The organism is Bradyrhizobium vignae (assembly GCF_004114425.1).
In the GTDB taxonomy this organism is placed as follows: domain Bacteria; phylum Pseudomonadota; class Alphaproteobacteria; order Rhizobiales; family Xanthobacteraceae; genus Bradyrhizobium; species Bradyrhizobium vignae.
Genome location: NZ_RDQF01000021.1, coordinates 95,011 through 117,147, shown reverse-complemented (window position 1 = coordinate 117,147; position 22,137 = coordinate 95,011). Strand labels below are relative to the sequence as shown.

The following is a 22,137-nucleotide window of genomic DNA, read 5'->3' as shown; positions in this document are numbered from 1 at the left end:
GCCGGCGGCCTAGGCCTCCAACACAATTTTGCCAATATGTGCGCTCGTCTCCATGCGCCGGTGGGCGTCCGCCGCCTTTTCCAGCGGGAAACTGCTGTCCATCACCGGCTTGATGCGGCCTTCGCGCAAAAGCGGCATCACTTTCTGCTCGATCGCGGCCACCATTGCCGCCTTGTCCGCATTACTACGGGGGCGCAGCGTCGAGCCGGTATGAGTCAGGCGCTTGACCATGACCTTGGCGATATTGACGCTGACCTTGGGGCCGTTCAGGGTCGCGATCTGGACGATGCGGCCGTCGACCGCGGCGGCATCATAGTTGCGATCGACATAGTCGCCGGCGACCATGTCGAGGATCAGGTTGACGCCGACGTTGTTGGTCTCCGCCTTGACCACGGCGACGAAATCTTCGGTCTTGTAGTTGATGGCGCGGTCGGCCCCCAGCTTGAGGCAGGCGTCGATCTTGTCCTGCGATCCCACAGTGACGAACACCTTCGCGCCGAATGCTTTCGCAAGCTGGATCGCCATGGTGCCGATGCCGGAGGAGCCGCCATGGATCAGCAGGGTCTCGCCGGCCTTGAGGCCGCCACGCTCGAACACGTTGTGCCAGACCGTCATCAGGGTTTCCGGCAGCGCGCCGGCTTCCTTCATCGACAGTGCCGGCGGCACGCTCATGGCCTGGGCGTCATGCGCGATGCAATACTGCGCATAGCCGCCGCCGGCGACCAGCGACATCACCTTGTCGCCGATCTTGTGCCGCTTGGCGTTGCTGCCGACCGCGACGACTTCACCCGCGATCTCGAGGCCGGGCAGGTCGCTGGCGCCGGGCGGCGGCGGATAGGCGCCGGAGCGCTGCGCGACGTCGGGCCGGTTGACGCCGGCTGCTTCGACCTTGACCAGGATCTCGTCAGGACCCGGCTGCGGCACGGCGCGTTGTTCGGGCACCAGCACCTCCGGTCCGCCGGGCTTGGAGATGGCGACCACGGTCATTTGCGCGGGCAGCTTGTCCATGATGTGTCCTTGAGCAAAGGTGCAGGAGGAAACGAGGCCCTTGCTTAGCCAGCGCCATCCAAGCTGGCAACCATCTCGGCCATGGTCCAGCGCGAATGCAGGAGGAACGACATGCCGATCGAAGACGACGACCGTCCGCGCAAGAAGGTCACCCACGAAATCGGCCAGGATCTCTCACTCTTGTCGCTCGAGGAACTGACGGAGCGCGTCGCGCTGCTCAAGACCGAGATCGCAAGATTGGAAGAAGCTGCCACCAAGAAACGCGCCTCGCGCGATGCGGCGAACAGTTTCTTCAAGTCGTAGGACTCTCCTCTCGTGTCCCGGACACGGTGCAGCGCATGGCGCTGCTCCGCAGAGCCGGGACCCATGCCTCGCCAAACGTCTCAGCCAAAGGACTGGGCCCCGGCTCAGCAGCGCAGCACTTCGTGCTGCACTGCGTCCGGGGCACGTCGGCGGCTCGGCCACTGGCCGACATGGCTAACGAACTCTCAAAAAATTAGCTCGTTTACTTCAGATTAAGCTTTCGGGTTTATGACCGGAACTGTCCTTGTTTGGACACCGAGTGGCTCCTGTCCACTCTGTTTGACGCCTCCCTGTTATCAACTTTCAAAGCCGCCGGTCTCCGGCGGCTCTTTTTTGTTTTGCGTCTATTCCCGGTTGAATTCCAAAGGATGACCCGCGGAAACCATATCCGCGCTGGTCACTGGACTCCGCGCTCCGCCCGCGCAATGATTTGTTCATCATAAGCCGGCGCCCAAGCCGGACAGTCAAACAGTTGCGTAAGAGGCGTTAACCATGGAACGTTTGCAGGCCGAGGGCGCTCTCGTTCAACTCAGCGAGAGGTTCACCAATTCTGCGGCGTTCGGCAACCTGTTCCGTGAAGGCATGGATCTCGTCGAGGAAACCGCCGCCTATCTCGACGGCGCAGGCCGCGTCGAGGCCAAGGCGCTCGACCGCGCCGTCAGCCTCACCTATGCGACCGAGAGCATGCGTCTCACCACGCGCCTGATGCAGCTCGCTTCCTGGCTGCTGCTGCACCGCGCGGTGAAGGAAGGCGAGATGACGCTGGTGCAGGCCAACCGCGAGAAGACCAAGGTCAAGCTCACCGCCGCCGATCCCGGCCCCGCCGACACCATCGAGAAGCTGCCCGCACAGCTCCAGGACCTGATCCATCGCTCGATGAGCCTGCAGTCCCGTGTGCGCCGCCTCGACACCACCATCCACACCCCGCCGGCGGAACACTCCGCGATCGGCAACCCGCTGGTGCCGCACCTCAACGCGCTGAAGGCCGCGTTCGAGCGGTAAGGCCCATCTGCCGTCACTGCGAGCGAAGCGAAGCAATCCAGAAATCCCGCTGCAGGGGCAGTCTGGATTTGCTTCGTCGCAAGCGTTCCTCGCAATAACGATAGCCGCAAAACAAAAACGCCCCTGGTCTCCCAGGGGCGTTTTTCGTCTCAGCCTTGCGGCCGGATCAATCCTTTTTGAGGAAGCCCGAAAACTTCTTCTGGAAGCGCGAGACGCGGCCGCCGCGATCCATGATCTGCGCGGAGCCGCCGGTCCAGGCCGGGTGCGACTTCGGGTCGATGTCGAGGTTCAGCGTGTCGCCTTCCTTGCCCCAGGTCGAGCGGGTCAGGTACTCGGTTCCGTCGGTCATCACGACCTTAATCGTATGATAATTCGGATGAATTTCGGCTTTCATGGCAAATTCCTCGGCGCCCGGCGCCTGTTCTGGTGGCTAGCGAATGACGGATTTGGGCGGCTCTATACCTCACGAAACCCAGCAAAACAAGCCATCCCGGGCGGCTGGACCGGGTTTGCCCCTAAGGGACTTCCCGGATTTGCCACTACCACCACACCGGCCTATTGGGAGCAAAGCAATGCAATAGGTCGGATATCATGAGCGCAGTGGAACGGCTTGATGACCACGAAGTCGAACGGCCTGCAATGAACTCCGCGGACATCCCCTCGATCGAGGCCGAGCTGATCGAACAGCCCGCCAAGGGACGCGCGAAGCTGCGGCCGCTGCTTGCGCTCGCGCCCTATGTGAGCCGCTATCGCGGCCGGGCGGCGCTGGCCTTCGTTGCGCTCACGATCGCAGCACTGACGACGCTGCTGGTGCCGGTCGCGGTGCGCAGGATGATCGATTTCGGCCTGACGCCCGAGGGCATCGAGCTGATCAACAGCTACTTCTCGGTCATGCTCGCGGTCGTCGGCGTGCTCGCGTTCGCGAGCGCCGCCCGCTACTACCTCGTGATGACGATCGGCGAGCGCATCGTCGCCGATTTGCGCCGCGACGTCTTCGCCCATCTGCTGTCGCTCTCACCCGCCTTCTTCGATTCGGCGCGCAGCGGCGAGCTGATCTCGCGCCTCACCGCCGACACCACGCAGATCAAGTCCGCCGTCGGCGCCTCCGTGTCGATCGCGCTGCGCAACCTGATGATGTTCCTCGGTGCCGCCGTGATGATGGTGATCACCAGCCCGAAGCTGTCGGGCTTCGTGCTGCTGGCGATACCTTTGATCGTGCTGCCGCTGGTCGCATTCGGCCGCTGGGTGCGGCGCCTGTCGCGCAATGCGCAGGACACGCTCGCCGAGGCCTCCGCCTATGCGGGCGAGCTGGTCGGTGCGATCCGTACCGTGCAGGCCTATACCAGCGAGCGGTTTGCCGAGACGCGTTTCGGCGGCGAGGTCGAGCAGGCCTATGAAGCCGCGCGAACCTCGAGCCAGGCCCGCGCCGTGCTCACGGCCATCATCATCTTCATCGTGTTCGCAAGCGTGGTCGCGATCCTCTGGATCGGCTCGCATGACGTGCTTACCGGCGCCATCACGCCGGGCCGGCTCGGTCAGTTCGTGCTTTACGCCGTGTTCGCGGCAGCGGGCCTCGGCCAGCTCAGCGAGGTCTGGGGCGAGGTCTCGGCGGCTTCGGGCGCGGCCGAGCGCCTGTTCGAGATTTTGCATGTAAAGCCCGAGATCACCGCGCCCGCGGCGCCGCTTGCGCTGCCGCTGCCGGCGCGCGGCGAGGTCGGCTTCGATCGGGTCAGCTTCGCCTATCCGGCGCGGTCCGACGTCAAGGTGCTGGACGCGGTGTCGTTCACCGTGCGGCCCGGCGAGAAGGTCGCGATCGTCGGTCCTTCCGGTGCCGGCAAGAGCACGATCTTTCATCTGCTGCTGCGCTTCTATGATCCGCGCAGCGGGACGGTCGCGCTCGACGGCGTCCCGGTCAAATCCGCCGCTCCCCGTGATTTCCGCGCCCGCATCGCGCTGGTGCCGCAGGAATCGGTGGTGTTCGCGGCCACCGCCCGCGAGAACATCCGGTTCGGCCGGCCCGATGCGACCGATGCCGAGGTCGAGCGCGCCGCCGAGCTCGCCCACGCCGCCGAGTTCATCCGCCGCCTGCCCGAAGGTTTCGAGACGGCGCTCGGCGAGCGCGGCGTGACGCTGTCAGGCGGCCAGCGCCAGCGCATCGCGATCGCCCGCGCCATCCTGCGCGATGCGCCGCTCTTGCTGCTGGATGAAGCCACCTCCGCGCTCGATGCCGAAAGCGAGACGCTGGTGCAGACCGCGCTGGAAGAATTGATGCGCCACCGCACCACGCTGGTGATCGCGCATCGCCTCGCCACCGTGCTCTCCTGCGACCGCATCCTGGTGATGGACCAGGGCCGGATCGTCGAGCAGGGCACGCATGCCGAGCTCGTGGCGGCCAACGGGCTCTATGCGCGGCTGGCGCGGTTGCAGTTCGAGGGGGCGTGAGCCTGACCGTTTCACCACGACAGCTGTCATCTCCCGCGAAGGCGGGGGAGGGTGGCGGCAGCAAACCCCTAGCAGGGCTTCCATACCATCTTCAGCACCGGCCGGCCCGAGGTCGGGTTCACGTCGTCGCCGGCATGGGCAAAGCCGTTGCGCTCGTAGAAGCGTATGGCGCGGGCATTGTCCTTGTTGACGAGCAGCGTGACGGCCGACGGCGACAGCCGCTTGGCCTCATCCACCAGCAGCCTTGCTGCGTCCGAACCCCAATGGACGGGATCGACCACGAGCTGATCGAGATAGCCTTCGCCGTCGATGGTGACGAAACCGATCGGCGCGCCGTCCTGTTCCGCCACCACGACCTGGGCCTTCGGCACCAGATCCTTGCGCCAGCGCTCGCGCCACCAGTCCAGCCGCGCGGCGAAGTCGATCTGCGGATAAGCCTGCTGCCAGGTGCGATGCCAGAGATCGATCGCAGCGGCTTCGTCCTCAGTGCGGTAGGGGCGGAGGTGGAACGCGCTCACTACCGCTCCGTCAGCTTCAGCTCGATGCGGCGGTTGCGCTTATAGGCCTCCTCGGTGTTGCCGGTATCGAGCGGCTGGAATTCGCCGAAGCCGGCGGCGACGAGGCGCTGGGCCGGCACGCCGAGCGAGATCAGATATTGCACCACCGAGATGGAGCGGGCCGCGGACAGGTCCCAGTTCGACTTGAAGTTCGGACCGTTGACCGGACGCACATCGGTATGGCCGTCGACGCGCAGCACCCAGGGAATCTCGCTCGGGATCTTCTTGTCGAGGTCGATCAGCGCGGTGGCCAGGGTGTCGAGCTCGGCGCGCCCCTCGGGCAGCAGCGTCGCCTGGCCGGTGTCGAAGAACACTTCGGACTGGAACACGAAGCGGTCGCCGACGATGCGGATATCGGGGCGGTTGCCGAGGATGGCGCGCAGCCGGCCGAAGAATTCCGAGCGATAGCGCGACAATTCCTGCACGCGCTGCGCCAATGCAACGTTCAAGCGGGAGCCCAGATCGGCAATGCGGCTTTGCGATTCCTTGTCGCGCTTCTCGCTGGCATCCAACGCCTCTTCCAGCGCCGCCAATTGCCGGCGCAGCGCGCTGATCTGCTGGTTCAGCACCTCGATCTGCGCCAGCGCTCGCGCCGAGACAGCCTTCTCCGACTCCAGCGCCTTGCCGAGCTCGGCGGTCTTGCCCTGCGCGTCGCTGCCGGCGGCGGCTAAGCCCTCATAGAGACCCTTGATGCGGTCGCGCTCGGACTCGGCCGAGGCGAGGCCCGCTTTCAGTTGCGACACCTGGTCGTCGAGCGAGAGCTTGCCGAGCTTCTCCAGCGACAACAGCTCGTTGAGCTGGGCGATCTTGGCGTTGAGCTGCTCCAGCGCCTTGTCCTTGCCGGTGACCTCCTGCGAGAGGAAGAACTGCACCACCAGGAACACCGACAGCAGGAACACGATCGACAGCACCAGCGTCGACAGTGCGTCGACGAAGCCGGGCCAGTAGTTGAATGCGCCTTCGCTGCGGCGGCCGCGCGCTAGAGCCATTTCCGTCTCCGTTTCTCTCGTGTCCCGGACGCGGTGCAGCGCCTTGCCGGTGCGCCGCTGAGCCGGGATCCAGCGCTGGTTGAAGATTCTGGGCCCCGGCTCGGCAGCGTATCACTGCGTGCTGCGCTGCGTCCGGGGCACGCGCTCTCCATTGCTGCTAACTCTTCTCCGGCTGCCGCGCGATGCGCTCCAAGAGGCGTCGGATCTCGCGGTTCTGCTCGCCCTGGCCGTCGGCCCATTCGCGGATCATCTGTTGCTCGGTGCGCATGTGCGAGACCAGCGCCTGGATCGCTTCGGCAAGGCTCGCCATCGCCGCCGTGGTGCCGCGGTTGGCGCTGCCTTCCTCGAGCACGGAGCGCAGCCGCTCGACGGCGGCCTGGAGTTCGCCGCTGGCCACGCCACCGCCGCCGGCCGCGGCCGCCACTTCGTCCTTGCCATACTCGCGCACGGTGGTGGCGAGCCAGTCTTCCAGGTCGGTGTAGAAGCGGTTCTGCGCCTGGCTCGATTGCAGATCGAGGAAGCCGAGGATCAGCGAGCCGGCAAGGCCGAACAGCGAGCTGGAGAACGAGATGCCCATGCCGCCGAGCGGGGCGGCGAGGCCCTCCTTGAGGGTGTCGAACAGGGAGGCGGCATCGCCGCCGACCTTGAGCCCGTCGATCACCTTGCCCACCGAGCCGACCGTCTCGATCAGGCCCCAGAAAGTGCCGAGCAGGCCGAGGAAGACCAAGAGGCCGGTCATGTAGCGCGAGATATCGCGGGCTTCGTCCAGCCGGGTCGCGATCGAATCGAGCAGGTGCCGCATCGTGGTCTGGGTGATGGTCATCCGCCCAAAGCGCTCGCCGCCCAGGATCGCCGCCATCGGCGCCAGCAGCTTGGGGTGGCGGGCCGGGGCAAGGCCAGGATCGGCGATACGGAAATTATTGACCCAGGAGACTTCGGGGTAGAGCCGGATCACCTGGCGGAAGGCCAGCACGATGCCGATGAACAGCACCGCCCCGATCAGGGCATTGAGCCCGGGATTGGCAAAGAAGGCCTGGATGATCTGCTTGTAGAGCACCACGCCCACCAGCGTGCACAGCACCAGGAAGACCAGCATCCGCACCAGGAAGACGCTCGGCGAGGACAGTTTGGTGTACTCGATATCCATGGTGGAGCGGGAAGTGCCAGACCGCATGCCTGTATCATCCGTTACGAAGCTTGATTGCGGGGCGCACTATGGCACAGCGCCAGCCCAAAAAAAGCGCCGGATGCGCCGATTTCGGGGACAGCTTGTCCGCCGCCTGATTGCGCTGTTCCGTCGCAGCACGCCGCGATGGAACTCGACTCACAATCGGGTGAGTCTGCAAAAGCCATCTGAACTCAACGGGATATGCCGTGTGACAATGAGCCGCCCGCGGCATGCGTTGCGTCGCAGCACCGCCATTCTATTTTGACGGCATCGGCCGCGCGCCGCGACCCAGAACGGGCCCGCGCGGAGTGTGATCAGTTTCAACAACACCGGGGCACCCCACTTCATGTCAGGACTTCGTGCGCGATCGGCATGCGTTGCAATGATGCTCGCGGCCCTTGCGCCGCTGCTGGGCGCTTGCGAGGAATCCAGCTCCGCCGTGTCCGCCGCCCAGCCGCCCGACCCTGACGTCAGCATCGTCGTCGTCAAGCCGCAGCCGCGCGCCGTGGTGCGTGAGCTGCCGGGCCGCATCGCACCGACGCGGGTCTCCGACGTGCGGCCGCGCGTGTCCGGCATCGTGGTCGAGCGTCTGTTCCGCCAGGGCAGCGAGGTGAAGGCGGGTGATCCGCTCTACCGCATCGATCCGCGTCCGTTCGAGGTCGAGGTGATGGCGAGCGAGGCCGCGCTTGCCAAGGCCGAAGCCGCCGCGATGCAGGCGCACCAGCAGGCACGCCGCATTGCTGCGCTCACCAAGGATCGCGCCGCGCCGGAGGCCGAGAACGAGAAGGCCATCGCCGCCGAACGCCAGGCTCAGGCCGAGGTCGAGGGACGCAAGGCCGAGCTTGCGCGCGCAAAGCTCAATCTCGACTACGCGACCGTGCGCGCGCCGATCGACGGCGTGGTGGGTGCGGCGCTGGTCAGCGAGGGCGCGCTCGTCGTGCAGAACGAAACCAATCTCGCCACCATCCAGCAGCTCGATCCGATCTATGCCGACTTCACCCAGTCGGTGACCGAGCTCAACCAGCTCCGCCGTGCCTTCGAGACCGGCGACCTCGAGCGCATTGCGGCGGATGCCGCCAAGGTGCGCCTGGTGCTCGACGACAACACCATATACTCGCTCGACGGCAAGCTGCTGTTCTCCGACGCCAAGGTCGATGCCCATACCGGGCAGGTGACGTTGCGCGGCGAGTTCCCCAATCCCAAGCGCGAACTGCTGCCGGGCATGTATGTCCGGGTCCGTATCGACCAGGGCCTCGATTCCGACGCGATCGCGGTGCCGCAGCAGGCGATCCAGCGCAATGGCGGCGGCGGCAGCGAGGTGTTCGTGGTCAAGGACGACAACCATATCGCGGTGCAGCCGGTGCGAACCGGGTCGGTGCAGGACGGACTCTGGTTCATCACCGAAGGCCTGAAGGCCGGCGACAAGGTCGTGGTCGAGGGCTTCCAGAAGTTCGCGGCCGGCGACAGGGTCAAGCCGCAATCCTGGTCGGAAGCGGAGGCAACCGCGGACAACAGGCACGCCCTTAAGCTCACGCGGTAACGCGCCAGCGCCACTCAGAACACCTCTCCCGTAGGGAGAGGTCGGATCGTATCGAAAGATGCGATCCGGGTGAGGGGTTTCAGTTTCACGGAGCGTTGCGGCCCCTCACCCGGATTGCTCTGGACGATGCTTCGCATCGCGAGGTGCAAGCCGACCTCGGACAACCGGCCGAACCTAACTTCATCAAGCCCGAACGAAACAACGAGGGTAAAGCGGCAAATGCCGAGCTTCTTCATCGACAGGCCGATCTTCGCCTGGGTGGTCGCGCTGTTCATCTGCTTGATCGGTGCGATCGCGGTGCCGCTGCTGCCGATCGCGCAATATCCGATCATCGCGCCGCCCTCGATCTCGGTCTCGACCAGCTATCCCGGCGCCTCGCCCGAAAACCTCTACAACAGCGTCACGCGGCTGATCGAGGAAGAGCTCAACGGCGCCGCCAACATCCTCAACTTCGAATCGACCAGCGACTCGCTCGGCCAGGTCGAGATCATCGCGAACTTCCAGCCGGGTACCGATACCAGCGCCGCCTCGGTGGAGGTGCAAAACCGCATCAAGCGCGTCGAGGCGCGCCTGCCGCGCGCAGTGATGCAGCAGGGCATCCTGATCGAGGAAGCCTCCAGCGCGGTGCTTCAGATCATCACGCTGAACTCGACCGACGGCAGCTTGGATGAGGTCGGCCTCGGCGACTTCATGATCCGCAACGTGCTCGGCGAGATCCGCCGCATTCCCGGCGTCGGGCGCGCCACGCTGTATTCGACCGAGCGCTCGCTTCGCGTCTGGGTCGATCCGGCCAAGCTCGTCGGCTATGGGCTGACAGCCGACGACGTCAACAAGGCGATCGCCGCGCAGAACGCGCAGGTCGCCTCGGGCAGCCTTGGTGCCGAGCCGTCGACGTCGAGCCAGCGCACCTCCGCACTGGTGCTGGTCAAGGGTCAGCTCTCCTCCCCGGAGGAGTTCGGCGCCATCATCCTGCGCGCCAATGCCGACGGTTCGACCGTACGCCTGCGCGACGTTGCACGCATCGAGGTCGGCGGCCTCAGCTACCAGTTCAACACCCGCCTCAACGGCAAGCCGACCGCCGGTCTCTCCGTGCTGATGTCGCCGACCGGCAACGCGCTGGCGACCGCGAGCGCGGTCGAAGCCAAGATGAAGGAGCTGTCGCGCTTCTTCCCGGCCAACATCACCTACGAGATCCCCTACAACATCACGCCCGTGGTCGAGGCCTCGATCAAGAAGGTGCTGTCGACGCTGGTCGAGGCCGTGGTGCTGGTGTTCGTGGTGATGTTCCTGTTCCTGCAGAATATCCGCTACACCATCATTCCGACCATCGTGGTGCCGGTAGCGCTGTTAGGGGCTTGTTCCACGCTGCTCCTCGCCGGCTACTCCATCAACATGCTCTCGATGTTCGGCATGGTGCTTGCGGTCGGCATCCTCGTCGACGACGCCATCGTCGTGGTCGAGAACGTCGAGCGCATCATGGCCGAGGAAGGTCTCTCGCCGAAGGAAGCGACGCGGAAAGCGATGTCGCAGATCACCGGCGCCATCATCGGCATCACCTTGGTGCTGATGGCGGTGTTCGTGCCGATGGCGTTCTTCCCGGGCTCGGTCGGCATCATCTACCGCCAGTTCTCGGTCACCATGGTCGCGGCGATCGGCTTCTCCGCCTTCCTGGCGCTGTCGCTGACGCCGGCGCTGTGCGCCACCCTGCTCAAGCCCGTTGCGGCCGGGCACGGTCATGCGAGGCGGGGCGTGTTCGGCTGGTTCAACCGCATGCTCGAAGGCGGCAAGGAGCGCTATTCGCGCACTGTCGGCTTCTCGCTGAAGCGCACCGGCCGTTTGATGCTGGTCTATGCCGCGCTGCTGGTCGGCCTATCCTGGGCCTTCGTCAATCTGCCCGGCGGCTTCCTGCCCGTCGACGACCAGGGCTTCGTCACCACCGACGTGCAGACGCCGTCGGATTCGTCCTATGCCCGCACCGAGGCGGTGATCGAGAAGGTCGAGAAATATCTCGCCGCACGGCCGGGCGTGAAGGATGTCACCTTCCTCACCGGCTTCAGTTTCTCCGGCCAGGGCATGAACACCGCGCAGGCGTTCATCACGCTAAAGGATTGGTCGGAGCGCGGGTCGAAGGATTCCGCCTCGGCGATCGTCAACGACATCAACCGCGACCTGTCCTCGATCCGCGATGCCAAGATCTCCGCGCTGCAGCCGCCGCCGATCGACAATCTCGGCAATTCCTCCGGCTTCTCGTTCCGTCTCCAGGACCGCGGCCAGAAGGGCTATCAGCAATTGATGCGCGCCGCCGACCAGCTGATCGCGGAGGCCAATGCGAGCCCGGTGCTGCAGAAGGTCTATATCGAAGGCCTGCCCGAGGCCGGCGTGGTCAATCTCATGATCGATCGCGAGAAGGCCGGCGCCTTCGGCGTCACCTTCGAGGACATCAACAACACGATCTCGACCAATCTCGGCTCGAACTACATCAACGATTTCCCGAACCGCGGCCGCATGCAGCGCGTCGTGGTGCAGGCCGACGCCCGCGATCGCATGCGGACCGAGGACATCCTCAACTACAACGTCAAGAACAGCCGCGGCCAGCTGGTGCCGTTCTCGTCCTTTGCCATGGTGGAATGGGCACGCGGGCCGACGCAGATCGCCGGCTTCAACTACTATCCGGCGGTGCGCATCTCAGGCGAAGCCAGACCCGGCTTCACCTCGGGCGATGCGATCGCCGAGATGGAGCGGCTCGCCGACAGATTGCCGCGCGGCTTCGGCTATGAATGGACCGGACAGTCGCTCCAGGAGAAGCTCTCCGGCTCGCAGGCGCCGTTCCTGCTCGCGCTCTCCGTGTTTGTGGTGTTCCTGTGCCTCGCCGCGCTGTACGAGAGCTGGACCATTCCGCTGGCGGTGCTGCTCACCGTGCCGCTGGGTATCGTCGGCGCGGTCGCCGCAGCGACGCTGCGGAGCCTGCCCAACGACGTCTACTTCACCGTCGGCCTGATCACGATCATCGGCCTTGCGGCCAAGGACGCGATCCTGATCATCGAGTTCGCCAAGGATCTGCGGAAAGAGGGCAAGCCGCTGGTCGAAGCCACCATCGAAGCCTGCCGCCTGCGCTTCCGCCCGATCCTGATGACCGGCCTCGCCTTCATCTGCGGCGTGCTGCCGATGGCCATCGCCCACGGCGCCGGTGGCGCCAGCCAGCAGGCGCTCGGCAGCGTCGTGATGGGCGGCATGATCGCGGTGGTGATCCTGGCACTGCTGATGGTGCCGGTGTTCTTCGTCTCGGTGCAGCGCGTGCTGGGCGGAGATCGGGAGCCGCAGGCGGCGAAGGAAGGCGAGGCGTATGGACCGCCGGCGCCGGTGAAGCCGTAAGGCACATTGTCATGCCCCGCGCAGGCGGGGCATCCACTACGCCGCGGCCTGTCCGTATCAAACTGACGTCTCTGGAATACTGGATCACCCGCTTTCGCGGGTGATGACAGCGAAGTGGGTGAGCGAGCTTCTGCCTTACGCCGGCTTCCGCAAAATCTTCACCAACTCCCCGTGCACGAACTCATTGCCGCACACGACGTGACCCGTCGTCAGCGCATCGCCCGACGTGTCGATGTCGCTCACCGTGCCACCGGCTTCCTTGACCATGATCTGCCCGGCCGCGATGTCCCAGGGCGACAAATTCCGCTCCCAATAGCCGTCGAGGCGCCCCGCCGCGACGAAGGCGAGGTCGAGGGCGGCCGCGCCGAAGCGGCGGAGTCCCGCGACGCGGTTCTGGATCGCGGTCATCTCGCGGCGGAATTCCTCATGGTCGCCGCGGCCGATATGGGGCAGGCCGCAGGCCACCACGCATTCATTCAGCTGGCGGCGGCCGGCGACGCGCAGGCGCTGGTCGTTGAGGAAGGCGCCCTTGCCGCGCTCGGCGATGTAGAGCTCGTCATTGGCGGGGTTGTAGATCACGCCGGCGATCACGGTGCCCTCGCGCGCGAGGCCGATGGAGATCGCAAATTGCGGGATGCCGTGCAGGAAGTTGGTGGTGCCGTCGAGCGGATCGACGATCCAGGTGTGGCTCTTGTCAGTGCCCTCGCGCGTGCCGCCCTCTTCGCCGATGAAGCCGTAGCCGGGCCGGGCCTTGGCGAGATCCTGATAGAGGATCTCCTCGGCGCGCTTGTCGGCAAGCGAGACGAAATTCGCTGGCCCCTTCAGCGAGACCTGGAGATGCTCGATCTCGCCGAGATCGCGCTTGAGGCTGCGGCCGGCGCGGCGCGCCGCCTTGACCATGACGTTGATAGTGGCGGAATACAGCATGAGCTTTCGGTCTAGATCGGGGAAATGGCGCAGAACCGCACCTGTTTGAGGGATGGGGTGCCCTGCGAGGACGCCAACGTCAAGTCATTTGGTCCCGAGCCATTTCCTGGCGGCAGCCTCGGCCTTGGCGCGGTCCTCAGCCGGCAGTTCAGAGAACTGCTTGTCGAGCTCAGGGTCGCCCTTGCCGCCCGTTTTGGCCACCAGGTGCCATTTGAAGCCCTCGACCTTGTCCATGGGGGTGCCCACGCCGTTGATCAGCACCCATGCCAGCCGGTTCTGCGCGATCGCGTTGCCTTGCCGGGAGGCCTTGCGGAGCAACGCGACGGCAGCCGGCTGGTTCTTCGGTGTGCCGGTGCCGTTGAACATCGCGATCGCATATTCGACCTCGGCATCGACATTGTCGGCGAGCGAGGCAGCCTGGAGCAGCCGCACCGCGCGTTCCGGGTCCTTCGGCACGCCGGTGCCTTCCTTGTAGAAGGTCGCGAGTGCGTATTGCGCCTCGGGCAGGCCGGCGTCGGCGGCCTGGCGCAGCAGCTCCGCTGAGCGCCGGACGTCCTGCGGCAGCGTCTGGCCGTCCAGATAGAGCAAGGCGAGGTTGTAGGCCGCCTTGGGCTCGCCGAGCTTGGCGGCAGAGGCCATCAACTTGACCGCCTCGTTCTTGTCGACCGGACCGCCGCGACCCGAAATGCGCAGCATGGCGAGCGCGAACATCGCCTCGCGGTCGCCGGCATCCGCCGCGCGCTTGTACCATTCGGCTGCCTTGGCGTAGTCGCGCCGGATGCCCATGGCGTTGGAATAGAGCTCGCCGAGCATGGTCATCGCCTTGGGATCGCCGGCTTGTGCGCGGCCGGTGGCGAGCTCGAAGGCCGTCTTGTACTGGCCGCGCTGATAGGCGCCGAACACCAGATCCACATTGGGGTCGTCGTTGGGCGGCGCCGGGATCACGGTCGCGGCCGGCTGGGGTGAGGGCGACGGCTTGGGAGAGGCCGAAGGCTTCGGCGCGGGCGCGGCCTCCTTCTTCTTGGTGATCGTGTGCGGTTTCGGCTTCGGTTTTTCGGCGGGTGCGCTCGGCGTTGTGGCCGGCGGCGTGATCTGGAGCTGTGCGGCCGCGGACGCTGTGAGCAGCAGCGTGGCCAGCATGGTGATGCATGGGAGCTTCATGTCGGGCGCTAGCCGTGCTCCTGACTCGCAGGATCTTGGCCGGCCGGCGCCGTCGCATGGGCCTTCTTGATCGCAGCATCGACGTCGATCAGCGCGGCCTTGGGCCCGCGGGGATCGGCCCAGATGAAGTCGCCGACCAGCACGAAATCGGCGCCGCTGGCGGCGAAATCGTGCGCCTCGTCCAGCGAAATGGCAAAGCCGACGCAGGGCGGCTCGAACAGCTCGGCCCACCAGTCCAGCCGTTCGGCAATGGCCTGGGATGACGGGCGCTGGCCGTTTTTGTCGGGCTCGCCGAACAGAACATAGTCGGCGCCGATCTCGCCCGCGCTCATGGAATCGTGGCGCGTGGCAAGTCCTCCGACGCCCGCGATGCGATCGGGCTTGAGCGAGGGCATCGCCTCCTCCAGGGCGGCGATCCCGGAGAGATGCGCGCCATCGGCGCCGCCGCGCGCGACGATTTCAGGATGACCATCGACGAGGAGCGCTGCGCCTGCCTTCTGCACCGGCGGCGCCAACACCTTGATGCGCGAGATCATGGTGCGCTGATCGGTCTCCTTCAGCCGCAGCAGCACGGCGGCGACATCGGCGGAGGCGAGCAGGGCCGGCAGCTCGGCGACCAGCGCAGCTGGATCATCGACCACAGGCGTCGCGAGGTAGAGACGCGGCGCCGGGCGCGGCGGAGGCGGTTTGTTCGACAAGATCTAGGCTGCCTTCTGTTCCAGGCTGCTTTGCCATTTGCCCTTGGACGCAAGGCCGTTCATCCGGGCGCGATGGCTGAAGGCGCGCTGGCCGGCCGCGACATTCTCGGCTTTGCCCGACCAGGCCTTCTGCGGCGCGGCCTGCAGCGCGCGGCCGTAGGAGAAGGTCAGGCCCCAGGGCAGCGGGCCGAGCTTGTGCATCGCGTTGAGATGCGCGGTTGCCTCCTCGTCGGACTGGCCGCCGGAAAGGAAGGCGATGCCGGGCACCGCCGCGGGCACGCAGGCCTTCAGCAGCCGTATCGTCTTCTCCGCGACCTCTTCCACAGAGGCCTGCTTGGGACATTTCTTGCCTGAGATCGCCATGTTCGGCTTCAGCACCATGCCTTCGAGCGCCACGCGCTGCACGCGCAGCTCCTGGAACGTGTTGTCGAGCACGCGTTGCGTCACCTCATAGCAGCGATCGATGTCGTGGTCGCCGTCCATCAGCACCTCCGGCTCGACGATCGGCACGATCTGCGCGGTTTGGCACAGCGCGGCGTAGCGCGCCAGCGCGTGGGCGTTGACGTTGATCGCGGTCATCGAGGGGATGCCGCTGCCGATGTCGATCACCGCGCGCCATTTGGCGAAGCGCGCGCCGCGCTCATAGTATTTCTTCAGGCGCTCGGCGAGCTTGTCGAGCCCGACGGTCACGAGCTCGCCCGGGCACATCGGCAGGGCTTGCGTGCCCTCGTCGACCTTGATGCCGGGAATGGCCCCGCTCTGCTCGATCAGCTTGATCAGCGGCGTGCCGTCCTTGGCATCCTGCCAGATCGTCTCGTCATAGAGGATGACACCGGAGATGTATTGGCTCATGGCGTCCTTGGAGCGAAACAGCATCTCGCGATAGTCGCGGCGGTTCTCTTCCGTCGATTCCACGCCGATGGCATCAAACCGCTTCTTGATGGTGCCGGAGGATTCGTCGGCGGCAAGGATACCCTTGCCGGGGGCGACCATGGCGGTCGCGATCCGGTTGAGCTCAGTCAGATTCATCGAGAGGTCCTCCCAAAAACGATTCTGCCCTTGCCCGCGAAAATAGACCGTTCTCGGGCAATTGCCGAGTTAACGTTCGTCGCAGGGTAAAGGGGCTTTCTGCCATTCCGGGATGCGCCGAAAGGCACAGGCCCGGAATCCATAACCCCAGGCTGTGGTTATGGATTCCGGGCCCACGCTTCGCGCGTCCCGGAAACCCGGGAATGGGCTTGAAACGGCTTACGCCACCTTCGCGATCGCTTACGCGACGCGGGGATCGAGCTCGCCCTTGGCGTAGCGCTTGGCCATCTCGGCGGTGGTCAGCACCTTCTTGATCTTGGAGGCCTGGCCCGCCGTGTTGAACTCCTGCAGGCGCTGCTTGCACAGCTTGGTCATGGCTTCCATCGCCGGCTTCAGGTACTTGCGCGGATCGAACTCTTCCGGGCTGTCCTTGAGCACTTTCCGGATCTGGCCGGTCATCGCCATGCGATTGTCGGTGTCGATGTTGATCTTGCGCACGCCGTTCTTGATGCCGCGCTGGATCTCGCTGACAGGTACGCCCCAGGTCGGCTTCATCTTGCCGCCATAGGCGTTGATGATGTCCTGCAGCTCCTGCGGCACTGACGAGGAGCCGTGCATGACGAGATGCGTGTTCGGCAGCTTGCGGTGGATCTCCTCGATCACGTTCATGGCGAGGATGTCGCCGTCGGGCTTGCGGGTAAATTTGTAGGCACCGTGGGACGTCCCCATCGCGATCGCGAGCGCGTCGACCTTGGTCTCCTTGACGAACTTCACGGCCTCGTCCGGGTTGGTCAGGAGCTGGTCGTGGCTGAGCTTGCCTTCGGCGCCGTGGCCGTCTTCCTTGTCACCCATGCCGGTCTCGAGCGAGCCGAGCACGCCGAGTTCACCCTCGACGGAGATGCCGCCGAGATGGGCCATGTCGGTCACGGTCTTGGTGACACCGACATTGTAGCCCCAGTCGCCGGGGGTCTTGCCGTCGGCCTTGAGCGAGCCGTCCATCATCACGGAGGTGAAGCCGGCCTGGATCGCGGTCATGCAGGTCGCGGGCTCGTTGCCGTGGTCGAGATGCACGCAGACAGGAATGTGCGGATAGATCTCGGTCACCGCGTCCATCATGTGCTTGAGCATGACGTCGTTGGCGTAGGAGCGCGCGCCGCGCGAGGCCTGGATGATGACGGGCGCATCGACCTGGTTGGCCGCGTCCATGATCGCCAGCGCCTGCTCCATGTTGTTGATGTTGAAGGCCGGTACGCCGTAATCGTTCTCCGCCGCATGGTCGAGCAGTTGACGTAACGTGATCCGAGCCATCTGTCTTTTTCTCCCGTTGGGGCCTGCAAGGCCGCTTGATTACTTGGTGCGCAGAACTTCGACGCCGGGCAGGGGCTTGCCTTCCATCCATTCAAGGAACGCGCCACCGGCGGTGGAGACATAGGTGAAGTCACCGGCCACATGGGCCTGGTTGAGCGCCGCGACGGTGTCGCCGCCGCCCGCGATCGAGATCAGCTTCTTGGCCTTGGTGCGCTCGGCGGCGTGCTTGGCGGCCGCGACCGTGCCGCGGTCGAACGGCTGCAGCTCGAAGGCCCCGAGCGGTCCGTTCCAGACCAGCGTCGCCGCATCGTCGATCGCGGCGTGGACGCGCGCGACCGATTGTGGGCCGACGTCGAGGATCATGCCGTCGGCGGGGATCGCGTCGAGCCCATAGGCATGCGCGGGCGCGTTGGCGGCGAAATGGTAGGCGACGGTGGCGTCGACGGGAAGGATGATGGCGCAGTTGGCGGCGTTCGCCTTCTCCAGGATGCGCAGCGCGGTCGGCGCGAGGTCCTTCTCGGCCAGCGACTTGCCGATCGCAACGCCCTGCGCGTGCAGGAAGGTGTTGGCCATGCCGCCGCCGATCACGAGCGCATCGACCTTGGTGACGAGGTTTTCCAGCAGGTCGATCTTGGTCGAGACTTTTGCGCCGCCGATGATCGCGATCACAGGCTTGGTCGGCGACCCCAGCGCCTTCTCCAGCGCATCGAGCTCGGCCTGCATGGTGCGGCCTGCATAGGCGGGCAGCTTGTGACCGAGGCCTTCGGTCGAGGCGTGGGCGCGGTGTGCGGCCGAGAAGGCGTCATTGACCCAGATGTCGCCGAGCTTGGCGAGCTCCGCGACGAAGGCAGGATCGTTCTTTTCCTCTTCCTTGTGGAAGCGGGTGTTTTCGAGACACAGGATGTCGCCGTCCTTCAGGCCGGCCACCGCCTGTGCTGCGGGCTCGCCGATGCAATCGTCGGCGAAGGCGACGGGTTTTTTCACCACCTTGGACAGCGCTTCGGCAACCGGCTTGAGCGAGTCCTTGGCATCGCGTCCCTTCGGCCGGCCGAAATGCGCGAGCAGGATGACCTTGCCGCCCTTGTCCGAGATTTCGCTGATGGTCGGCGCAACGCGCTCGAGCCGCGTGGCATCGGTGACGCGCCCGTTCTCCATGGGCACGTTGAGATCGACGCGCAGCAAGACGCGCTTGCCCTTCACGTCGACGTCGTCGAGGGTGCGGAATTTGTTGGTCATCTGAGAGGCCCTTGTCCCGGGCGCACCGCGGCGCGCAGCGCTGCTGTGCAGAACCGGGACCCACGTTGCGGCGAGTCCCGCGGTTGAGATGGGTCCCGGATCTGTGAAGCAGCGTTTCACGCTGCATCGCGTCCGGGACATGGAGCGTCCTCAGATCACCTTGCTCATCGCGACGGCGGTGTCCGCCATGCGGTTCGAGAACCCCCACTCGTTGTCGTACCAGGACATCACGCGCACCAGCGTGCCGTTCTGCACCTTGGTCTGGTCCTCGTGGAAGGTCGAGGAGTGCGGGTCGTGGTTGAAGTCGATCGAGACGTTCGGCGCGTTGGTGTAGCCGAGGATGCCCTTGAGCTGCTGCTCGCTGGCGCGCTTCATCGCCGCGTTGACTTCCTTGGCGTCGGTGGCGCGCTTGGCGACGATCTTGAGGTCGACGACCGAGACGTTCGGGGTCGGCACGCGGATCGCGACGCCGTCGAGCTTGCCCTTGAGTTCCGGCAGCACGAGGCCGATCGCCTTCGCAGCGCCGGTCGAGGTCGGGATCATCGACATCGCCGCGGCGCGGCCGCGGTAGAGATCCTTGTGCAGCGTGTCCAGCGTCGGCTGGTCGCCGGTGTAAGCGTGGATCGTGGTCATGAAGCCGGTCTCGATGCCGACGAGATCGTTCAGCACCTTGGCGACCGGCGCGAGGCAGTTGGTGGTGCAGCTTCCGTTGGAGACGACGAGGTGATCCCTGGTCAGCGTCTCGTGATTGACGCCGTAGACGATGGTGGCGTCGGCGCCGTCGGCGGGCGCGGAGACCAGCACACGCTTGGCGCCGGCGGTCAGATGCGCGGAAGCCTTGTCCTTCGAGGTGAAGATGCCGGTGCATTCCAGCGCGATGTCGACGCCGAGATCCTTCCACGGCAGCTTCGAAGGATCGCGCTCGGCGGTCACCTTGATCTTGCCGCTGCCGAGGCTGATGGAGTCGCCCTCGACGGTGACGGTGCCGGGGAAACGGCCATGGACGCTGTCGTAGCGGAGGAGATGGGCGTTGGTCTCGACCGGGCCGAGATCGTTGATGCCGACGACCTCGATGTCCTTGCGGCCTGACTCGGCGATAGCCCGCAGGACGTTGCGGCCGATGCGGCCAAAACCGTTAATTCCGACGCGGACTGCCATGTTTCGTCTCCTTCAATGACCGTTGTCATCCCGCACAACGCGCGCTTGGCGCGCTTGCGAGGGTTTTTTAGGGGCGGACGCCCGGTTCGGCCGGGCGGTGCTTGATCATATGGGAGATTACGTAGTCCTTTTTTGCGGCAAGCTCAACTCTCAGGAAACGCGCTTCAGCACAGCGTTAACCGCGGCCTCGGCGGTAATGCCGAAATGCTTGTAAAGCTCCTTGGCAGGACCGCTTTCGCCGAAGGAATGCATGCCGATGAACTCGCCGTCCTGGCCGATCACGGCATCCCAGCCCCAGCGCACGGCGGCCTCGATCGCAATCTTGACCGGCGCGTTGCCGATGATTGCGGCGCGTTTCGCCTCTGGTTGCGCTAACAACAGCTCGAGCGAAGGAACAGAGACAACGCGTGACGCGATGCCGCGTTCCGTGAGCTGTTTTTGGGCAGCCACCGCGATCTCGACCTCGGAGCCGGAAGCGAACAGCGTCACCTTGGCTTCGCCCTGGGCTGGGACGAGCTCATAGGCGCCGGCCGCACAGGGATTGTCGTTCGGTGCGGTGGTACGCAGCTGCGGCAGGTTCTGCCGCGTCAGCGCCAGCACGGTCGGTCCGTCCACGCGGTTGAGCGCGAGCTCCCAGCACTCGGCGACCTCGATGGCATCGCAGGGACGGAACACGCGCATGTTGGGAATGGCGCGAAGCGCGGCGAGATGCTCGACCGGCTGATGGGTCGGGCCGTCCTCGCCGAGGCCGATGGAGTCGTGAGTCATCACGTAGACGACGCCGGCACCCATCAGCGCGGCAAGGCGCATCGCGGGACGGGCGTAGTCGGTGAATACCAGAAACGTCGCGCCGTTCGGCGCGAAGCCGCCGTGCAGGAAGATGCCGTTCATCGCAGCCGCCATGCCGTGCTCGCGGATGCCGTAATGGATGAAGCGGCCCTTCGGCGTCTTGGCCGAGAAGGCAGTCGCCGATTTCGCTTTGTTGTTGTTGGAGCCGGTGAGATCGGCGGAGCCGGCCAGGAATTCCATCGGCATCGCGGCGGCGATCGCCTCGATCGCGGCTTCCGATGATTTGCGGGTTGCCGCCGTCAGCGGCTTCTCGAGCAATTCCTTCTTGTGCGCGCGCAGCGCCTTTGCGAGCGACGCCGGACGCTCATGTCGCAGGCGGCGCTCGAACTCGGCACGCTTGCGGCTGCCGAGCTCACTGATCCGTCCTTCCCATTCCTGCCGCGCCACAGCGCCGCGGCTGCCGGCTGCGCGCCAGGCCTTCAGCACGTCGTCAGGCACGGAGAACGGCTCGAGCGAGATGCCGAGATTTTCCTTGGCGGCCTTGAGCTCGTCGGCCCCGAGCGCCTCGCCATGCACCTTCGCGGTGCCGGCCTTGTGCGGCGCGCCGAAACCGATGGTGGTGCGGCAGGCAATCAGCGTCGGCTTGTTCGATTTCCTGGCGCGCGTGATGGCGTCGGCGATCGCGGCCTGGTCCTGGCCGTCGATCTTCTCGGCCGCCCAGCCCGCCGCTTTGAAGCGCTTCACCTGGTCGACGGAATCCGCGATCGAGGTTGGGCCATCGATCGAGATGCCGTTGTCGTCGTAGAGCACGATCAGCTTGTTGAGCTTCCAATGCCCGGCCATCGCGATCGCTTCCTGCGACACGCCTTCCATCAGGTCGCCGTCGGATGCGAGCACATAGGTATGGTGGTCGACGATCTTCTTGCCGAACTCGGCGGCGAGCATCTTCTCGGCGAGCGCCATGCCGACTGCAGTCGAGATGCCCTGGCCGAGCGGTCCCGTGGTGGTTTCGATGCCTTTGGTGCGGAAATTCTCGGGGTGGCCGGGAGTGAGCGAGTTGACCTGGCGAAACTGCTTGATCTGGTCCAGCGTCATCTCGGTATTGCCGGTGAGATACAGCAGCGAATAGAGCAGCATCGAGCCGTGGCCGGCCGAGAGCACGAAGCGGTCGCGGTCAGGCCAGGCTGGCGCGGCGGCATCGAATTTCAGGAACTGCGTGAACAGCACGGTGGCGATGTCGGCGGCACCCATCGGCAGGCCGGGATGGCCCGATTTGGCCTTCTCGACAGCGTCCATCGAAAGGCCGCGGATCGCGTTGGCCATGCGGGTGTGGTCGACCTGCGTATGGGCCATACGGGTGGCATCGAGCTGCATCATGGTGAAAATCCGTCTGGAATGAGGTGCTTGATGGCCGTGTGCGCCGCGCTGGATCGAGACTGGCGGTCACGGG

18 protein-coding genes are annotated in these 22,137 nt (G+C 65.5%); 5 read left to right on the top strand and 13 right to left on the bottom strand.

Going from position 1 to position 22,137, the window contains the following annotated elements; all coding sequences use genetic code 11:
• Positions 1-9: 9 nt before the first annotated feature.
• Positions 10-1,008: an NAD(P)H-quinone oxidoreductase gene (locus EAV90_RS19830; protein ID WP_129144421.1), complete on the bottom strand. Its 999-nt coding sequence runs from the start codon at positions 1,006-1,008 to the stop codon at positions 10-12.
• A gap of 111 nt (positions 1,009-1,119) precedes the next feature.
• Between EAV90_RS19830 and EAV90_RS19825 the strand changes: the two genes are divergently transcribed.
• Both EAV90_RS19825 and rcdA read left to right on the top strand, forming a co-directional pair.
• The gene (locus EAV90_RS19825; RefSeq protein WP_122406932.1) at positions 1,120-1,311 is read left to right on the top strand and encodes a DUF1192 domain-containing protein; all 192 of its coding nucleotides are present in this window, start codon (positions 1,120-1,122) and stop codon (positions 1,309-1,311) included.
• 492 nt (positions 1,312-1,803) lie between these two features.
• Entirely contained in the window at positions 1,804-2,313 is a 510-nt protein-coding gene (gene rcdA, locus EAV90_RS19815) for a protease adaptor protein RcdA (protein ID WP_122405704.1), read from the top strand.
• Positions 2,314-2,479: 166 nt separating this feature from the next.
• Here rcdA and rpmE read toward each other — a convergent pair whose 3' ends face one another.
• Positions 2,480-2,707, bottom strand: a complete 228-nt coding sequence (gene rpmE / locus EAV90_RS19810; protein WP_027573780.1) for a 50S ribosomal protein L31 — start codon at positions 2,705-2,707, stop codon at positions 2,480-2,482.
• 197 nt (positions 2,708-2,904) lie between these two features.
• On the opposite strand from rpmE, the gene EAV90_RS19805 reads away from it, so the two are divergent.
• The gene (locus tag EAV90_RS19805) at positions 2,905-4,755 is read left to right on the top strand and encodes an ABC transporter ATP-binding protein/permease (RefSeq protein ID WP_129144420.1); all 1,851 of its coding nucleotides are present in this window, start codon (positions 2,905-2,907) and stop codon (positions 4,753-4,755) included.
• 68 nt (positions 4,756-4,823) lie between these two features.
• Here the strand turns inward: EAV90_RS19805 and EAV90_RS19800 are convergent, their stop codons facing one another.
• The 3 genes from EAV90_RS19800 to EAV90_RS19790 all read right to left on the bottom strand — a co-directional run bounded on the left by EAV90_RS19800 (position 4,824) and on the right by EAV90_RS19790 (position 7,475).
• A complete protein-coding gene (locus tag EAV90_RS19800) occupies positions 4,824-5,273 on the bottom strand; it encodes a GNAT family N-acetyltransferase (protein ID WP_129144419.1) in 450 nt (149 codons plus the stop codon).
• Positions 5,273-6,301, bottom strand: a complete 1,029-nt coding sequence (locus EAV90_RS19795) for a peptidoglycan -binding protein (protein ID WP_122405701.1) — start codon at positions 6,299-6,301, stop codon at positions 5,273-5,275. Before EAV90_RS19795 ends, EAV90_RS19800 begins: the two co-directional genes overlap by 1 nt.
• Before the next feature lie 157 nt (positions 6,302-6,458).
• Positions 6,459-7,475 carry a flagellar motor protein MotA gene (locus EAV90_RS19790; RefSeq protein WP_129144418.1) on the bottom strand — a complete coding sequence of 339 codons (1,017 nt, stop codon included), beginning with the start codon at positions 7,473-7,475 and terminating at the stop codon, positions 6,459-6,461.
• A 340-nt stretch (positions 7,476-7,815) separates the two neighbouring features.
• Here EAV90_RS19790 and EAV90_RS19785 point away from each other — a divergent pair, with 340 nt between their 5' ends.
• Entirely contained in the window at positions 7,816-9,009 is a 1,194-nt protein-coding gene (locus EAV90_RS19785) for an efflux RND transporter periplasmic adaptor subunit (protein ID WP_122405699.1), read from the top strand.
• Positions 9,010-9,228: 219 nt separating this feature from the next.
• On the top strand, positions 9,229-12,381 hold the full coding sequence (locus EAV90_RS19780) for a multidrug efflux RND transporter permease subunit (protein WP_129144417.1): 3,153 nt from the start codon (positions 9,229-9,231) through the stop codon (positions 12,379-12,381).
• A gap of 135 nt (positions 12,382-12,516) precedes the next feature.
• On the opposite strand, the gene EAV90_RS19775 is transcribed toward EAV90_RS19780, so the two are convergent.
• The 8 genes from EAV90_RS19775 to tkt all read right to left on the bottom strand — a co-directional run bounded on the left by EAV90_RS19775 (position 12,517) and on the right by tkt (position 22,064).
• A complete protein-coding gene (locus EAV90_RS19775; RefSeq protein ID WP_129144416.1) occupies positions 12,517-13,308 on the bottom strand; it encodes an inositol monophosphatase family protein in 792 nt (263 codons plus the stop codon).
• A gap of 84 nt (positions 13,309-13,392) precedes the next feature.
• Positions 13,393-14,469, bottom strand: coding sequence for a tetratricopeptide repeat protein (locus EAV90_RS19770; protein ID WP_129144415.1), 1,077 nt, complete (start codon positions 14,467-14,469; stop codon positions 13,393-13,395).
• Between the two features lie 8 nt (positions 14,470-14,477).
• A complete protein-coding gene (locus EAV90_RS19765; RefSeq protein WP_129144414.1) occupies positions 14,478-15,167 on the bottom strand; it encodes a thiamine phosphate synthase in 690 nt (229 codons plus the stop codon).
• Between the two features lie 3 nt (positions 15,168-15,170).
• On the bottom strand, positions 15,171-16,196 hold the full coding sequence (locus tag EAV90_RS19760) for a class I fructose-bisphosphate aldolase (RefSeq protein WP_129144413.1): 1,026 nt from the start codon (positions 16,194-16,196) through the stop codon (positions 15,171-15,173).
• Positions 16,197-16,436: 240 nt separating this feature from the next.
• The gene (gene fba, locus EAV90_RS19755; RefSeq protein ID WP_122405693.1) at positions 16,437-17,504 is read right to left on the bottom strand and encodes a class II fructose-bisphosphate aldolase; all 1,068 of its coding nucleotides are present in this window, start codon (positions 17,502-17,504) and stop codon (positions 16,437-16,439) included.
• A 39-nt stretch (positions 17,505-17,543) separates the two neighbouring features.
• Entirely contained in the window at positions 17,544-18,740 is a 1,197-nt protein-coding gene (locus EAV90_RS19750) for a phosphoglycerate kinase (protein ID WP_122405692.1), read from the bottom strand.
• Between the two features lie 150 nt (positions 18,741-18,890).
• Positions 18,891-19,898, bottom strand: coding sequence for a type I glyceraldehyde-3-phosphate dehydrogenase (gene gap / locus EAV90_RS19745; RefSeq protein ID WP_122405691.1), 1,008 nt, complete (start codon positions 19,896-19,898; stop codon positions 18,891-18,893).
• A gap of 150 nt (positions 19,899-20,048) precedes the next feature.
• Positions 20,049-22,064, bottom strand: a complete 2,016-nt coding sequence (gene tkt / locus EAV90_RS19740; protein WP_122405690.1) for a transketolase — start codon at positions 22,062-22,064, stop codon at positions 20,049-20,051.
• Positions 22,065-22,137 lie beyond the last annotated feature (73 nt).

What these genes read in the sequence shown, in the direction of transcription:
- EAV90_RS19830 (WP_129144421.1), bottom strand. Translation starts at nt 1,008, where the DNA reads ATGGACAAGCTGCCCGCGCAAATGACCGTGGTCGCCATCTCCAAGCCC.
- EAV90_RS19825 (WP_122406932.1), top strand. Translation starts at nt 1,120, where the DNA reads ATGCCGATCGAAGACGACGACCGTCCGCGCAAGAAGGTCACCCACGAA.
- rcdA (WP_122405704.1), top strand. Translation starts at nt 1,804, where the DNA reads ATGGAACGTTTGCAGGCCGAGGGCGCTCTCGTTCAACTCAGCGAGAGG.
- rpmE (WP_027573780.1), bottom strand. Translation starts at nt 2,707, where the DNA reads ATGAAAGCCGAAATTCATCCGAATTATCATACGATTAAGGTCGTGATG.
- EAV90_RS19805 (WP_129144420.1), top strand. Translation starts at nt 2,905, where the DNA reads ATGAGCGCAGTGGAACGGCTTGATGACCACGAAGTCGAACGGCCTGCA.
- EAV90_RS19795 (WP_122405701.1), bottom strand. Translation starts at nt 6,301, where the DNA reads ATGGCTCTAGCGCGCGGCCGCCGCAGCGAAGGCGCATTCAACTACTGG.
- EAV90_RS19790 (WP_129144418.1), bottom strand. Translation starts at nt 7,475, where the DNA reads ATGCGGTCTGGCACTTCCCGCTCCACCATGGATATCGAGTACACCAAA.
- EAV90_RS19785 (WP_122405699.1), top strand. Translation starts at nt 7,816, where the DNA reads ATGTCAGGACTTCGTGCGCGATCGGCATGCGTTGCAATGATGCTCGCG.
- EAV90_RS19780 (WP_129144417.1), top strand. Translation starts at nt 9,229, where the DNA reads ATGCCGAGCTTCTTCATCGACAGGCCGATCTTCGCCTGGGTGGTCGCG.
- EAV90_RS19775 (WP_129144416.1), bottom strand. Translation starts at nt 13,308, where the DNA reads ATGCTGTATTCCGCCACTATCAACGTCATGGTCAAGGCGGCGCGCCGC.
- EAV90_RS19770 (WP_129144415.1), bottom strand. Translation starts at nt 14,469, where the DNA reads ATGAAGCTCCCATGCATCACCATGCTGGCCACGCTGCTGCTCACAGCG.
- EAV90_RS19760 (WP_129144413.1), bottom strand. Translation starts at nt 16,196, where the DNA reads ATGAATCTGACTGAGCTCAACCGGATCGCGACCGCCATGGTCGCCCCC.
- fba (WP_122405693.1), bottom strand. Translation starts at nt 17,504, where the DNA reads ATGGCTCGGATCACGTTACGTCAACTGCTCGACCATGCGGCGGAGAAC.
- EAV90_RS19750 (WP_122405692.1), bottom strand. Translation starts at nt 18,740, where the DNA reads ATGACCAACAAATTCCGCACCCTCGACGACGTCGACGTGAAGGGCAAG.
- gap (WP_122405691.1), bottom strand. Translation starts at nt 19,898, where the DNA reads ATGGCAGTCCGCGTCGGAATTAACGGTTTTGGCCGCATCGGCCGCAAC.
- tkt (WP_122405690.1), bottom strand. Translation starts at nt 22,064, where the DNA reads ATGATGCAGCTCGATGCCACCCGTATGGCCCATACGCAGGTCGACCAC.